At 71.3% G+C, this 16,113-nt stretch carries 4 protein-coding genes; all 4 read right to left on the bottom strand.

Features of this window, described 5'->3' with window-relative positions:
* Positions 1 to 14: 14 nt before the first annotated feature.
* The 4 genes from CAL15_RS06165 to CAL15_RS06145 all read right to left on the bottom strand — a co-directional run bounded on the left by CAL15_RS06165 (position 15) and on the right by CAL15_RS06145 (position 16,110).
* Positions 15 to 1,334, bottom strand: coding sequence for a lysine N(6)-hydroxylase/L-ornithine N(5)-oxygenase family protein (locus CAL15_RS06165; RefSeq protein WP_086077770.1), 1,320 nt, complete (start codon positions 1,332 to 1,334; stop codon positions 15 to 17).
* A 14-nt stretch (positions 1,335 to 1,348) separates the two neighbouring features.
* Positions 1,349 to 2,437, bottom strand: a complete 1,089-nt coding sequence (locus tag CAL15_RS06160) for a GNAT family N-acetyltransferase (RefSeq protein ID WP_232468129.1) — start codon at positions 2,435 to 2,437, stop codon at positions 1,349 to 1,351.
* Positions 2,438 to 2,546: 109 nt separating this feature from the next.
* Positions 2,547 to 5,801 carry a non-ribosomal peptide synthetase gene (locus CAL15_RS24355; protein WP_198299157.1) on the bottom strand — a complete coding sequence of 1,085 codons (3,255 nt, stop codon included), beginning with the start codon at positions 5,799 to 5,801 and terminating at the stop codon, positions 2,547 to 2,549.
* On the bottom strand, positions 5,794 to 16,110 hold the full coding sequence (locus tag CAL15_RS06145) for a non-ribosomal peptide synthetase (protein WP_086077769.1): 10,317 nt from the start codon (positions 16,108 to 16,110) through the stop codon (positions 5,794 to 5,796). Before CAL15_RS06145 ends, CAL15_RS24355 begins: the two co-directional genes overlap by 8 nt.
* Positions 16,111 to 16,113 lie beyond the last annotated feature (3 nt).

Below are 16,113 nucleotides of genomic sequence, written 5' to 3'. Positions count from 1 at the left end.
CGTAATGAGGCGCGTCAGGCCGCTGACGCGCGGGCTTCGGCGCGCGGGCGCGCCGGCTGCGGCAGCCTGGCCGCCAGGGCATCGGCGATCTCCTGCGCGCGGGTGGGCAGGATGGACAGCAGTGTGTCGCTCAGGCCGTGGGTCTCCTCGCAGCAGCCCTGCAGATACACGCCGGCCTCGCAATCGGGCGTGGTCAACAGCCTGTAGTCGCGCGCCACCGGCAAAGGCTCGCCGGCGCCCGCCGCCATGTAGGGCCGCAGCGGCGCCACCAGGTCAGAGTGCAGATCGCGCCGGTAGCCTGTGGCCAGCACCACCAGGTCATAGTCCACGGTCTCTTGTCCGCCGGTGGATACGTGGCCCAGCGTCAGCGCGATGCCGGCGGACGAGGCGCTCACCTCGCGCACCTCGCACAGGCGCAGCACCCGCAGGCGGTCCTGCCCGCGCACCTTCTGTTGGTAGAGGGTCTCGTAGATGCGTTCGATCAGATCCAGGTCCACCACCGCGTAGTTGGTGTTGCGGTATTCCTGCAGCAACCGCCGGCGCTCGATGGCCGGCTGCTGGAACAGGTAATCGGTGAACTCCGGGTTGAACACCTCGTTCACGAATGGGCTGTCGTCGGCGGGCTTGATGGCGTGCGACCGCGTCACCAGGTCTATGCGCGCACCGGGATAGCGGCCCTGCAGGTCCATGAAGATCTCCGCCGCGCTTTGCCCGGCGCCCACCACGGCCACGCGGCGCGGCGGAGCCAGGCGCGACATGCCTTCCAGGTATGACGAAGAATGCAGCACGCGCGGATCGCGGCGCAGCGCCGCGAACATCTCGGGCACGGCGGGCGCGCCGCCCACGCTCACCACCACATTGCGCGCCAGCCTTTCCTGCTCCATGCCGCGTCCGTCGCGCACCCGCACGCGCAGGTGCGTCGCCACGCCGCGCCGCAGTACCGGCTCGATGGCCAGCACGTCGGCGTCGTAGCTGACCTGCATGTCGAAGTCGTCGGCCACCCAGCGCAGGTAGTCGTTGAATTCGTGGCGGCTGGGAAAGAAGGTCTTCAGGTTGATGAAGTCCATCAGCCTGCCCTTGGCGTGCAGATAATTGATGAAGGTGTACCGGCTGGACGGATTGCGCAGCATCACCAGGTCTTTCAGGAACGAGATCTGCATGCAGCTGTCGTCCAGCAGCATGCTGCCATGCCAGACGAACTCGGGTTTGCGTTCGACGAACGCGAAGTCCAGCGGCGGGCGCGTGGACGTCTCGCGCAGCGCCACCGCCAGCGCGAGGTTGGAAGGACCGAATCCGACGCCCAGCACGTCGTGGATACGCGTATCGACAGCCATGGCCACTCCTGCGATCAAGATTGCGAAACGCCGCCCTGCGGCACCCACAGGCGGTCGCCGAAGAAGCGCTCGCGCAGCAACATCACAAGCATGGCGCGCTTGTGCGGAAAATCGAATTCCTTGACCTTGGCGAAGCCGCAGCGGTCCAGGTTGTTGATCTGCTGGTGATGATCGGCGCGAGGCTCGCCGACGATGCGCTGCGTGCGGCTGTCGTCCAGGAACAGGTAGTGCATGAGGGAAGGCAGCCAGGCCGTCACCCACGCCCGGCCGCGTATGTCGTCCTCGCCGATGAGCACGTGCCAGCCGCGGTCGTAGTCCTGCGCGTCGTAGTACGGGCCCAGGCGGTTCTCCTTGGCCCAATACACCTCGAAGTAACCGAAGGGTTTCCCATCGGCGCTGGCGATCAGGGGCAGCATGTGCGGATCGTCGATCAGGTTCTGCAGATAGCGGCGGTGGAACTCGAGATCGCCCTCTTCTTCCCATACCTGCGCGACGCGCGGATTGTTCATCCAGCGATTCAGGCGCTCCACGTCCTGGTCGATGGTGGCCACGCGAAAGCTCAGCACCTTGCCCAGCCACGGGATCTGGCGCGCATACACCTCGCCCGAGGGCTTGGGCGGACGCAAAGGATGGCGCTGGCCTTTCCCGCTCATCGCCGGACGGTAGGGATACGCACGCGCGGCCTCGCGGTCCAGCAGCCACAGGTCCGCCTGCTGCCAGAAGGCATCGACGTGCACGTCCAGTTCCTGTCCCGCCGGCTGCGCGAGGCGCCGCGCCAGCGTGGCGGCCAGCCTGCCCTCGGCGTGAACCCGCAGCACGCGCGCATCCAGCCGGTGCGAGAACACCGTGTCCAGAGCGGCCAGCGCGGCCTGGTACGAGCCCGGTGTGCCCACCGCACTGTCATAACGCAGGGCAAGCCGCGCGGCCCCCTGCGCGCCGGGCGCCGCATAGTCCCACTGCTGGCGTTCGCCCTGCGGCCCCTGCACGTGCAGCCCCGCATCGTCCCACACCGTGCGCCACTGCCCTCCCGCCGCCACCGACACATAGCCCTGTTGCGGCAGCGCCAGCATCATCGGATTGTCCACCTGGTCTTTCGCCATCATGCTGTCTCCCGCATGCTCGCCGCATGCATTGCGTTCGTTGCCATCGATCCTTCGGTACGGCCGCAGCCGCGTTGCGCACATGCCGCGGCGTCCGGGCCGCACCGGCGGTTCATGCCGCCGCCTCCTGGCCGCTGGATGCCGCGGACCTGCCGCGCTCCGCCAGCGCGGCGCGCTCGGCCGGACTCATCGCGTCCAGCCGGCGGCGCGCGGCGGCCACCTGCGCCAGGCGTCCCGGGCTCGGCTCTTGCGCCGTCAGCGCCTGCGCCAGCGACCTCACGGTCGGGTGGTCGAACACCACGCCCGGCTGCACCTCCAGCTGCAGGCTGCGGCGTATGCGCGCCACCAGCTTGATCACCATCAACGAATCCGCGCCCTGCTCGAACAGGTCTCCCGTGACGCTGACCGCATCGCGCTCGAGCAGCTCGGCGATCAATCCGGCCAGCACGGTCTCCACATCGCCCTCAGGCGCCGTGTGCAAGCCCGCATCCGCGTGGTGGTCCGGGTCGGGCAGCGCCGCCGGGTCGAGCTTGCCGTTCGGCAGGCGCGGCAGCTGCGGCAGCGTGACGATGGTCGCGGGCACCATGTGCGAAGGCAGGATGGCCTGCAGCGCGGCGCGCAGGCGGCTGGCAGCCGAATCGTCGGAAGGCCCCGCCACGTAGGCCACCAGCCGGAGGGCGCCCGTGCCGTCGGGCAGCGCCCGCACCGCGGCCTGGCGCACTTCGGGCAGCGACTGCACGGCCGCCTCGATCTCGGCCGGTTCGACGCGATAGCCGCGGATCTTCACCTGATGATCCGCGCGCCCGGCCAGGACCAGTCCGCCCTGCGGCAGGCGGCGCGCCAGGTCGCCGCTGCGGTAAAGGCGCAGGCCCGGCGCCAGCGGCGTCTGGAAGAAGCGGGCATCGTCGGCCACGCCCAGGTAGCCGCGGCACACCTGGGCGCCGCCTATCGCCAGTTCGCCCAACTCGCCGGTCGCGGCCAGATCCCCCGCCGCGTTGAGCACCAGCACGGTATTGCCGTCCAGCACGCGCGACAGCGGCAGCTGCGCGCCGGCCTCCGGATCGGGACCGGGCGGCACCTCGTGCACCAGCACGCCCACGGTGGTCTCGGTGGGTCCGTAGTGGTTGAAGATGCGGCACCGCGGCGCGGCCCGGCGCAGCGCGCGCACCAGTGCGGCCGGCGTGGCTTCGCCGCCCAGCACCAGCGTCGCCGGTATCGCGGCGCCCTGCGGCGGCTCGTCCAGCAAGGCCGACAGGTGAGACGGCACGATCTTCAGGCAATCGATGGCATAGCCCGCCACATAGCGCGCGAAGGCCTGCGGGTCGCGCACCGCGTCGGGCTCCGCCACCACCAGCGCGGCGCCATGGCACAGCGCGCCGAACAGCGCCGTGTTGCCCAGGTCGGCCGCCACCGAGGCCACCAGGCCGAAGCGGCGGCACTGCGACAGGCCCAGCGCGGAGCCGGATGCGGCGACGTAGTTGCCCAGCTGGCCATGCTCGATCACCACGCCCTTGGGCGTGCCGGTGGAGCCGGACGTATACAGGACATAGGCAGCGTCGTGCGTCCCCACCGTGGGCAGCTCGGTGGCGGCGTCGTGCGCGGGCTCGGCCAGGCTGAAGTCCAGCGTCGAGGAGCTGCGCGTGCCGCCATCGGAGGCGCCGGCCGGCCGCAGCCGCAACACGGGGCGCGCGTGCTCGAGGATGAGTTCGCGCCGCTGGGGCGGCCATGCCGGGTCCAGCGGCAGGTAAGCCGCCCCGGCCCGCATGACGGCCAGCAACGCCACGACCAGGTCCGCGCTCAGCGGCAGGTCCAGCGCGACGACATCGCCGCGCTTCACGCCATGAGCGATCAGGCAGCGCGCCCAGGCGTCCACGCGGGCCTGCAGCGCGGCGTAATCCAGCGCGCCGCCCGACCATTGCAGCGCGGTGGCGCCGGGCGTGCGTTCGGCCCAGCCCTGCAACCGGCGCGGCACCGTATCGGCCGAGACGCTCGCCGACGCCGCATTCCAGGCCGTCAGCGCCTGCGTCTCCTCCGGCCCGACCAGCGGCAATGAGGCCAGACTGGCCGGGCCGCAGTCGGCAAGCGCAGCCAGCAGCGTCCGGTATTGCTCCAGCAGGCGCGCCGCGGCGACCGCGTCCAAACGACGGGGATCGTAATGCAGCACCAGCGGCAGCGCCGCTCCTGCCTGCACGGGGCCGGCGAGCAGCACCAGTTCGAACCGCGGCGCCTCGGCGCCATGTTCTTCCATGCGCCACGTGCTGCCCGCTGCGCTGCCGCCCACGTCGGCCGGCAGCATGCCGAAGCCGGCGCGCGGCGAAACCGGAGGTTCGGCCACCGGCCAGTATTCCTGCGCCTCGCGATGCGAGTCGAGCTGCGCGGACAGGCCCTGCGCCAAAGCGTCGAAGCCGCCCTCCAGGTCCACCGCCAGATTCAACGGCAGGATCTTCTCGTAGCGGCCCACCGCGCCGGCCAACATGTCGTAGTCGCGGCGGCAATCATGCAGCCACCCGCCCACGTAGCGCGATTCGCCCGAGATGCGGGCCAGCAGCGCCCACCACGCCGCCTGCAGCACGACCTCGTCGGCCGGCACGCGGCCTTCGGCTTCACCCGGCGCATAAAGCGCGCCGGCGCGGGCCAGCACGGCATCGGCGGCCTGGGCGGACGCCTGCGCCGTAATGCTCGCCACGGCGCTCGGCGCGCCGGCGTCTACGGCCCGGCGATACGGCAGGCGCAGCGGCCCGGCCTCGTTCGCGCCCTGCGTCCAGGCCTGCCAGTAGTCGCGGCCGGCCTGCGCGTCCCCGTCCTGCTCGAGGTCGTGACGCCACGCCACATACTGCGCGTATGGCAAGGGCGGCTCGTCTGCGCCATCGGCACGCAGGCCCCGCCACCACCGTGCCAGCTCCAACGCCAATTGCGCGCGGCTGCCGCGGTCGGCGGCCAGTGCCGCGATGGACAGCAGCAGCCGCCATTGCGCATCGCCCAGCCGGCACAGCGCGGCGCGCCACGGCCGTCCCTGCGCGAGGGCCAGCGGCGTGCGCTGCTCGCGCTCGCGCATCGCTTCGAAGGCGGCGTTCACATCCGCGCTCTGCGACAGGTCCGCCACCTCCCATGCCAGATCGGCGGCGGGCTCCATAGGCACGGCCCGCACGCCGAGGTAGCCCGGCACCTCGGCATAGGCATGCGTCAGCACCGCATGGCGCGCCGCGATCGCGTGCAACGCCTGTCGCAATGCGTCCGGCTGCAGCGCGCCGTCGAACTCCAGGGTCACCACCACGTGCTCGCCGGCGCCGCCCGCCTGGATCAGCGCGCGCTGCTCGGGTCCCAGGGGCAGGCTCTCCAGCGCGGGTTCCCGCGTGATCTCATTCATGTCTCTCACCTTGAAGTTGCCGCTCGGCCGCGGACACGGCGGCCGGCGCCAGCCGTGCGCGCTCGACCATGTCGCCCATCGCCACCACGATCTTGCGCGGTCCCTGGTAGGGGTCGCGTGCATGGGCGGCCAGCATGTTGTCCAGCATCACCACGTCGCCATGGCGCCAATCGAAACGCACGGCGCAGCGCTCATAAGCCTGGCCGACGATCTCCATCACCTCGTCCGGGATGGGCGTGCCGTCGCCGTACATCACGTTGCGCGGAAGGCGCTCCACCCCGACCATGGCCAGCAGGTCGCGGCGCAGTTCCGCGTCCAGGCAGAACACGTGGTGCAGCTGGACCTGGTTGAAGAACGAGCGCTCGCCGGTTACGGGATGCACGATCACGGCCGGGCAGCGCGTACGCGTCTGGAACTCGCGCTGGGCGCCGCCCGATCCCGGCACGTCGATCCAGCGCCATTGGACGCCGGCGGCATCGCAGCGCGCCTCGACGGCAGCCGCATCATCGGTCTTGAAGAAGTCCTGCCAGCTGACGTCGAAGCGAGGCGCGAACGTGCGCACGTACAGCAGTTCCTTCTGCTCGAACTGCCGGACCACGTCGGGCGGCAGCACGCGCAGCATCTCGCGGCAATCCACGATCGGCGTGGCACCGCCTACCGGCGCAGGCAGTTCGCAGAAGAACCACTGCTTGCGCGGCCAGCGCTCCAGGTGCGCGCTTTCGTTGTGGTACAGGATCATCTGCCGCTCGGGATAAGGCGTGGAGCGGTAGGTGTTCTTGCCGCCCTCCTTCTTCGGCAGATCGCCATAGGCGCCGTACAAGCCCGGCTGGATCGCTTCGGCGAAGGCCTCGAAGTCGGCGGGCGTCTTCAGGCCGAAGCCGCGGAACAGGATGCCGCCATGGCGGCACAGCGTGGACTCGATGAAATCGCGCTGTCCACGGGCCCATGCGATGGGATCGAGATCCTGGCTGGCCGGCTCGATCACCACCGGGAACTCGCGGCCGGGCGCGAGCAGAGAGGATCGGGTCTGCGGCTCGGGCGCGGCCGGGCCGCCTTGCGGCCGGCCCGGCGCCGCGCGGCGCAGCTTGTCGAGTTTGCCGGACTTGCCGGCCAGCGTGTTCGTCGCGGTCATAGCGGAAGTGTCCTCAGGAATAGGCAGCGCATAGCCGCCCACGGCGCGCTCGGGCGCCTCGGCAATCTGCGCCAGCAGCTGCACCCAGGCTTGCGCCAGGCGCTCTACCGTGGCGCGCTCGAATACCGCGGTGGCATAGACCCAGTCGCCGCGCACCGCGCCAGGGTCGGCTTCGTCGGAAGCCAGGAACAGGGCCATGTCGAACTTCGACTGGCGCCAAGTGGGAGCCAGCATCCCGGCTGACAGGCCCGGGATGTCGAAGGCGCCGGCGGGCGTGTTCTGCATCACGAACAGCCACTGCACCAGCGGATTCCAGCGGCGGTCGCGCGGCACCGCCGCGCTGTCGACGATGCGGTCGAAAGGCAGCGCCTCGTGCGCATAGGCTTGCAGCAGCGTGCCGCGCACGGCATCCAGGTGGTCGAGGAAGCTGGCATCGGCGCGCCAGCGGCTGCGTAGGGGGACCACGTTGACGAAGAAGCCGACGAGGTCCTGCAATGCAGGCTGGTCGCGCCCCGCCACGTCGGTGCCCACCACCAGGTCGTCGCGTCCGCTGACGCGGTGCGCCAGTACGTCGAACGCCGCCTTCAGGACCATGAAGCGCGTCGCGCCGCGGGCGTGGGCCAGCGCGTCCAGGCGTGCGCAGAGCGCGCCCGGCAGATGCAGCGCGACGGCGTCGCCGCGCGTATCGGCCACGGCCGGACGCGGATGATCTCCCGCCAGCGGCGGACGGGCATCCAGTCCTTGCAGCTGTGCGCGCCAGTAATCGGTCAGCGCGCGCAGACGTTCGCCACGCAGCACCTGGCGCTGCCAGGCGGCGTAGTCGGCGTACTGGACCGGCGCCGGTTGCGATGCCGGCTCGCCTCCCCGGCCGCAGGCGCGGTAAGCCTGGCCGAAGTCGCGCATCAACACACCGATCGACCAGCCGTCGGCCACCAGGTGATGCATGGCGAACAGCAGCACGTGCTCATCGATGCCCAGCCGCACCAGTGTGGCGCGCGCCAGCGGCGCCCGGGCCAGGTCGAAGCGCGCGCTGGCGTGCGCCAGCCGCAGCGCATCCAGCCGCTGGCCGCGTTCGGCCTGCGGCAGGTCGGACAGGTCGACCCGTTCCAATGCCAGCCGCGCCCCTTCGTGCACCAGCGCGATGGGGCCGCCCTCTTCCGGATCCTCGGGATAGCCAGTGCGCAATACCTCGTGTCGCCGCAGCAGTGCATCCAGCGCGGCCTGCACGGCCTCGGGATCCAGCGGTCCCCGCAGCGCCAGCGCGGCGGGCATGTTGTAGGCCGACGTGCCGCCCGCCAGGCGATCCACCAGCCACAGACGCTCCTGCGCCAGCGAGAGCGTCAGCCTGCCGCCGCGCGGCACGGGCGCGAGCGCCGGCAGCCGCGGACCGGCGGGCAGCGCCGCCAGGCGGTCCAGGTGCGCGGCCAGCGCGTGCAGTACCGGATGCGTGAAGACGTCCGCCAGTTCCGGCGCGGCATCGCCCAGCGAGTGCCGCAGTCGCGCGACGAGCCGGATCGCCAGCACGGAATGCCCGCCACACTCGAAGAAATGGCTATCGCGGCCGATGAGGTCCGCTTCGATACCGAGCAGCTCGCACCACAGCGCCGCCAGCCGCCTTTCATTGTCGGTGCGCGGCGCGGCCGGTGCGCCGGCCGGCTCAGAAGCCTGCGGCGCGGGCAAGGCCTTGCGGTCCACCTTGCCATTGGGGCTCAGGGGCAGGCGTTCCAGTTCCACCCACACGGCTGGCACCATGAAGTCCGGCAGCGCTCGCGACATTGCCTCGCGCAACGCCGGTCCCAGGGGAGTGGCGGCATCGGCCTGGGGCACCACGTACGCGACCAGCCGCGGCCCGGCGGCCTCGTCGCGCGCCACGACCACGGCCTCGCGAACCTGCGGCTGGCCCAGCAACTGCGCCTCGATCTCGCCCAGTTCCACGCGCAGCCCACGCAGCTTCACCTGGTGATCCAGCCGCCCGAGGTACTCGACGGCGCCATCGGCGCGCCAGCGGCACAGGTCGCCCGTGCGATACAGGCGTTCACCCGCCTTGCCCAGCGGGTCGGGCACGAAGCGCTGCGCGGTCAGGGCCGGACGGGCGTGATAGCCGCGGGCCAGTCCCACGCCGCCCAGATACAGTTCGCCGGCCGTGCCCGGCGGCGCCGGGTGCAGGTCCGCATCGAGGATCCGCAGCGTGATGTTGCCGATCGCCCGGCCGATCGGCACGCTGCCGACATCGGCAGGTCCGCAGGTCCAGTGCGTCACGTCGATGGCGGCTTCCGTCGGACCATACAGGTTGTACAGCGCGGCCTGAGGCAGCAGACTCATGGCGCGCTGCGCCACGGACGCCGGCAGCGCCTCGCCGCTGCAGATGATGCGGCGCAGGCCCTTGCATTCGAGGGCCGCGGGGTCGGCCAGGAACTCCTGCAGCATGGCTGGCACGAAGTGCAGCGTGGTCACGCCCTGCGCCACGATGCGCCGCGCCAGCCGGCGAGGATCGCGATGCTCGCCGGGCGCGGCCAACGCCAGCCGCGCGCCGACCGACAGCGGCCAGAAGAACTCCCACACCGATACGTCGAACGAGAACGGCGTCTTCTGCAGCACCACGTCGCCGGGCGCGATGGGATAGGCCTGCTGCATCCATGCCAGGCGATTGTGCAAGGCCTGGTGATGGTTGGCGGCGCATTTGGGCTGCCCGGTTGAGCCGGACGTGTAGATGGCGTAGGCCAGCGAGGCGGGATGGAGCGCCACGGCCGGATCGTCGTCGCGCTGCGAGTCGTCGGGCTCGATCACCTCGATACCCGGCGGCACGGCCAGCATGTCCGTCAATCCCGAAGGAGCCACCAGCAGCGACACGCCGCTGTCCTGCATCATGTAGGCCAGGCGCTGGGGCGGATAGTCCGGATCCAGCGGCACATAGGCCGCTCCGGACTTCAGGATGGCCAGCAGGCCGATCACCATCTCGGGCGAGCGCCGGGCGCTGATGCCGACCAGGCGGTCGGGACCGGCGCCTCGGGCCATCAGACGCCAGGCCAGCGCGTTGGCCCGACGATTCAAGTCCGCATAGCTGAGCGTCCGCTCGTCGCTGACTAAGGCCACGGCGTCGGGCCGGATGCGCGCCTGCGCCTCGAACTGGCGATGCACGGGCACGTACGCGCCATAGTCCGCCGCTGCCCCCGCGACATTCTCCAGCCAGGCGCGCTCGTCGTCCGGCTGGCGCCACGCCGCATCCAGCGCGACAGGCGAGTCGGCCAGGGCGGCATCGGCCAGCGATTCCAGCAGCGCCTGAAGGCGTCGGTGCAGAGCCTGCACCTGCGCGCCATCGAAAACGTGGCGCGCATAGCCGTAGCGCATCGTGAGCGCGGCTTCGTCGCCCAGCGCGGCATGCCTGCCCTGTCCGGCCAGGATGGCGCTGACGGTCAACGGATAAGCGGTCTGCTCACGGTTGACCGGCTGGCCGAAACGCAGCCCCATGCGAGCGACCGCCTCGGATTGCAGCGCCGCGTCTACCGGATAGTTCTCGAACACCAGGATGGTGTCGAACAGCGCCGCATGCCCCGCCTGGCGCTGTATCTGGTAAAGCGGCACGTGTTCATGCTCGCGCGCGGCAAGGTTGTAGGCCTGCAGTTCGCGCAGCCAATCGCCGCATGTTCGCGCGGCGTCCACGTCGACCCGCACCGGCAGCGTGTTGATGAACAGGCCCAGCATGCGCTCGGCGTCGGGCAGCGCCTGCGGCCGTCCCGACACGGTGGCGCCGAACAGCACCTGCCGTTGGCCGGTATGGCGCGCCAGCAGCAAGGCCCATGCGCCCTGCACCAGCGTGTTCAACGTCACGCGCTGGCGCCGCGCGCCTGCCTGAAGCCGTGCCAACAATGCGGCGGGCACCGTGGCGGCCAGCACGCCGGGCTCGAACCCAGCCGATGCGATCGCTGCATTATCCGCAGGCGGAGCAAGCAAGGTGGGGGCCTCGACCGCGTGCAGCTGCGCACGCCAGAATGCCAGGCTGCCTTCGGCATCGGCCTGCGAGAGCCAGTCGATGTAATCCCGGTACCGCGGAGCCGGCGGCCATTGCGCAAGCGCTTGTGCGTCGGCGTACAGTGTGAACAGCTCGGCCAGCAGCTGCGACGTGCTCCAGCCGTCCAGCAACAGATGATGGTAGGTCCAGACGAGATGGTGCCGTGCGTCGCTCGTGCGCAGCAGCAGCACACGCATCAGCGGCGGCTGATGCAGCACGAAGACCTGTTCGCGCTGCGCCAGGGCCAGCGCGTCGATGGCGCCATCGTCCGGCCATCCACGTGCGTCGAACTCCTGCCACGGCAGGCTTGCGGCCGGCGCCACGACCTGCTGCGGCGCGTCCCCGGCCGTGTCGAAACCGGTGCGCAGAATGTCGTGGCGCTCCAGCATCCGCTCCCACGCGGCACGCAGCCTGGCAGCGTCGAGTCCGTCGATATCGATGCGCAGCTGATTGACGTAGGCGCCTGCCCCGCCGTCGATCAGCGTGTGGAACAACATGCCCTGCTGCATCGGGCCCAGCGCGTAGCGTTCGGTCGGCGCGGCGGCGTCGAGCATCTCGCGCAGCGTCTCGGCATAGTGCCCTGCCAGCGACTGCGCGACATCCTGCGCCAGCCACCGGCGGTCGAAGGTCCACGTCAGGCGCAGCGCATCGCCATAGACGGCGCCGTCGATGGTCACCGGCGTGCTCATGCGCGATTGCGGCGCGCGCGTGGCGCCGCAGGGTTCATCCACCAGACGCCAGCCGGCCGCATCGAACTGCTCGCCCACGCCGGCGTCGAGGCGGCCCAGGTAGTTGAAGGTGAGATCGGGCTGGCGAGCATCGCGCAGCGCCGTCCTGACCGGCTCCGGACCAAGATGGCGCAGCGCCGCGTAGTGCAGGCCCTGTGCCGGCAGCGCGGCCGCCGCATCGCGCACGGCGGCCACCTGGTCGGCCCAGCCTTCCCGCACCGCAAGGACGAAGGGATAGGTGGCAGTGAACCAGCCCAGCGTGCGGCTGACGTCCAGGTCCTCGAACGCGGCATCGCGGCCGTGGGCCTCGCGGCGCAGCAGAAAGGCCCGCTGGCCGCTCCAGCGCGCCAGCACGCGCGCCAGCGCGGCCAGCAGCACCGCATCCATGCCGCCCATGCGGGCGCCCAGGGCAAGCAGGCGGCGCGTATCGTCCGCATCCAGCAGGGTCAGCGCCTGGGCTGCCTCGGCATGGCGCGGCGCCGCCGAAGTGTCGGCCCAGGGCAGCGGCGGCAGATCGGCGCCCAGCGTCCGCCAGTGCGGCAGTTCCGCCCGTCCCCGCTCGCCGGCCGCCATCTCGGCCAGGCGCGCGGCCCATGACGAGGCGTCCGATCCGCGCGGCGCCAGTTCCACGGGCCGCCCATCGGCCAGCGCGCGATACGCCTGTGCCAGATCCTCAAGCAGGATGCGCCACGAGACGCCATCGACCACCAGGTGATGCGCGACGAGCAGCAGGCGCTGCGCGCATTCGCCTGCTTCGATGAGCACGGCGCGCAGCAATACGCCTCGAGACAGATCCAGGCTGCGTTGCGCGGCTTCGCAGACGGCCAGCGCGTCGTCGCCGGCGGCCTCGCGCCGCCACAGAATGGGCGCGGCAGGCCGTGCCGCTGCGCCCGCCCGGCCGTCCGGGGCATAGGGCTGGGCCAGCGCGGGATGCGCCTCGACCACGCGTTGCAGCGCCAGCTCCAGCCGCTGCGCATCCAGATGCGCGGCGGGCGCCACCATGACCGCCTGATTCCAGTGGCTGCCGGCCTCCGGCGTCTCGTCGAAGAAGGCGCGCGCCAGCGGCAGCAGCGGCGGTGTATCGGCCGCGACGTTCGTGCCGGCCCCCATCGCGCGCTGAACGGCCGGTTGTGCGCCGGCCGGCGGGGCGGCCGCGGCGACCGGCTGGGCCACGGCGGCCAGCGCCGCGATGGTCTGGTGTTCGAACACCTGCTTGGGCGACAGCTTGTAGCCCTGTTTGCGCGTGCGCGCGATGATCTGCAGGCTGATGATGGAATCGCCGCCCAGTTCGAAGAAGTTGTCGTGCCGGCCGACGTGCTCGACCTTGAGCAGCTGGCGCCAGACGCCGGCCAGGATTTCCTCCACCGGCCCCTGCGGCGCGTCGCCGTCCGCCATGCGCTCGGTCGTCGGCGCGATGGCTGGCAGCGCCCGGCGATCGATCTTGCCATTGGGTCCCAGCGGCAGCGCCGGCAGCACCGCCCAATGCGCGGGCACCATGTAGTCGGGCACCACGGTCGCGAGCCAGGTTCGCAGCGCGTCCACGTCCGCGGCGGCTCCGCTTTCCAGCACGACGTACGCGCACAGCGCCAGCCTGTCATCGCCCGGCATGGCGCGGGCCAGCACTTCGGCCGCCCTCACGCCCTCGCGGGAGCGCAGCATATTCGCGATCTCCTGCGGCTCGACGCGATAGCCGCGGATCTTCACCTGATGATCGACGCGGCCCAGGAACTCGAAGGCGCCATCGGGCAGGCTGCGCACCCGGTCGCCCGTTCGATAGAGACGTTCCCCCGTGCCCAGCGGATGTGGCACGAAGCGCTCGGCGGTCAGCGACGGCCTGCCTACATAGCCGCGCGCCACGCCTGCGCCGCCCAGGTACAGCTGGCCCGTCCCGCCCAGCGGCACGGGATTGAGATCCTCGTCCAGCACCCACGCCTGCAGGCCCGCCAAGGCGCGTCCCATGGGCACGCTGGCGCTCCAGGCCCACGCGCCGTCGGCCGGCTGCGCCAGGGCACCCACGGTGGTCTCCGTGGGCCCATAGTGATTGAAGACGCGGCATGGCGGTGCGAGATCTCGTACGCGCTGCAGCAGCGGCCACGATGTCGGCTCGCCGCCCAACACCAGCGCCGTCCGGGGCAGCACGTCGTGCGGGCGGCCGGCCGACAGCAGCGATTGGAGGTGGCTGGGCACGATCTTCAGCACGCCGACGCGATACTCGGCCATGTACTCGGCGAAGGCATCGGGATCGAACGCGCGTTCCGCCGACAGCAGGTGCAGCGAGCGTCCCGAGCACAGGGCGCCGAACAGCACGGTGTGGCCGAGGTCGGCCGCCACCGTCGACACCATCGCCATGCTGGCGTCCGCCGGCAGGTCCAGCCGTTGCAGCACGGCCTGCACGTAATTGGCCAGCGCCCCATGCGAGACGAGCACGCCCTTGGGCCGCCCCGTGGAACCCGAGGTGTAGATCAGATAGGCGCCCTGTGCGGCATGCGGAATCGCGCCGGCATGCCGCACCGGCGGACCGTCGAGCTCGACGTCCAGCGGCACCCATGCCGCCGACCCGGCAAGGTACGCGGGCCGCGTCGAGGCCAGCACGCAGCATGCCCCGCTGTCCTCGAGCTGATACCGCAGCCGCTCGACGGGCAAGGCCGGATCCAGCGGCAGGAAGACGCCACCCGCCTTCAGCACCGCAAGCATGCCCAGCACCATGTCGATGCCGCGCGGCGCCTGGACGGCCGCCACGCGCTCGGGCCCCACGCCGTCACGTCGCAGCTGCTCGGCCAGTCGGTCGCTGCGCGCGTCGAGGTCGGCGAAGGTCAGGCTGCGCGCCTCGCCGGCCGGTTCGTCGTACACGCGCGCCTGGGTTCCGCTGCGCAGCACGCCCGCGCGCCACAGGGACAGCACATCCGATGCGGGGACCGCCATGTCCTCGCCCTGGGCCGGCGCTGCGCAGCGGACCAGGTCCATTCGATGCAGCGGCAACGCGGGATGGCGGGTGACCCACTGCGCGATGGCGCCCAACTGCTCCGCCAGCAGGGTCATAGTGCGGGCCTCGAACAGTTCGCTCGCGTAGACCAGGTGCAGGGTGATCGCGCCTTCGTCGCATACGTCGACGCTGAGATCGAAGTGCGCGCGCGCTGCCGGCAGCTCACGCAGCCGCATGCGCAACTCACCGGCCCCGATCTCCCGCTCGCGGCCGGCGTTGCGCTGCTCCGTGCACTTCACCTGGAACAGCGGATGGCATCCCGGCAGCCGCTCCGGCGCCAGACCTTCCACCAACTGATGGAACGGCAGGTCGCCGGCCTGCATGCCGTCCACCAGCGCATCGCGCACGGCGACCAGCAGCGCGTCGAAGCCCGCATGCGGGTCCAGCGGCGCGCGCATCACCTGCACGTTGACCAGGTACGCCACCATGTCGCGCGTCTGCGGCCGGGCGCGATCCGCGATGGGCACGCCGACCGGCACATCGCGCTGCCCACCCAGCCGGTAAAGCGCCAGCTTCAGCACGGCCAGCACCGCGCAGAACGTCGATACCGAATGCGCACGTGCCAGCGCGCGCAACGATTCGCTGAGCGCTTCCGGCCATTGCACGCGCAGGCTGCCGGCTGCATCCCCACGACCCGCCTGCCGGGGCCGGTCCAACGGCAACGCGGCGGGCGGGGCGGCGACGTCCAGGCGCGCGCGCCAATGCTCGAGTTGCCGCCGCCCCTCGCCGGCCTCCAGCCATGCCTGCTGCCATGCGGCGTAGTCCCCGGCCTGCACGGCCAGCGGCGCGGGCTCGACGACGGCCCGCCCGAGTATCGCCGCCTCATAGGCCCGCGCAAGATCGCGCATGAGCACGGGAATCGACTCGCCGTCGCAGATGATGTGATGCAGCGTCAGCACGAGCTCGTGACGCCTGGGCGCGAGCCGCAGCAGGCGCACGCGCCACAGCGGTCCGCGCGCCAGGTCGAATGCCTGGTCGGCGTCCGCGCGCGATTGCACGTCGGCCTGGCGCCGTGCCTCGTCGGTGGACAGCATGGACAGATCGTTCAGCGGCAGCGGCGGCGCCGTCCGGGCGTGCACATACTGGCGCAGCATGCCCGCCTCGTCCGTGCCGAAGGTGGTGCGCAGCGGCTCGTGCCGCTGTGCCAGCGTTTCCAGCGCCGCCTGCAACGCGAAGGGATCCAATGCGCCGTCCAGGTCCAGCACGCCGGCCATGTTGTAAGCCGGACTGTCGGGATCGAGCTGCCACGACAACCACAGGCCGTGCTGCGAAGGCGCGGCCGGCAGCACCAGCGGCCCGGCGCCCGTCGGTTGGCGGCGCTCCAGCGCCGGCACGACAGGCAGCGCCTGGAACGGAATGCCGCGTTCCCGCAGTCCTTCCAGGAACTGCGCTTTACGCGCGGGCGGCAGGGCCTGGTAGCGCTCCGCCAGCGCGACGAAGGAAGCAGCTTGCGCCATGGC

This window comes from Bordetella genomosp. 13 (assembly GCF_002119665.1).
GTDB lineage: Bacteria > Pseudomonadota > Gammaproteobacteria > Burkholderiales > Burkholderiaceae_B > Bordetella.
Note: the sequence above shows the minus strand (reverse complement) of the source record. Positions and strands in the feature narration are given on the sequence as shown.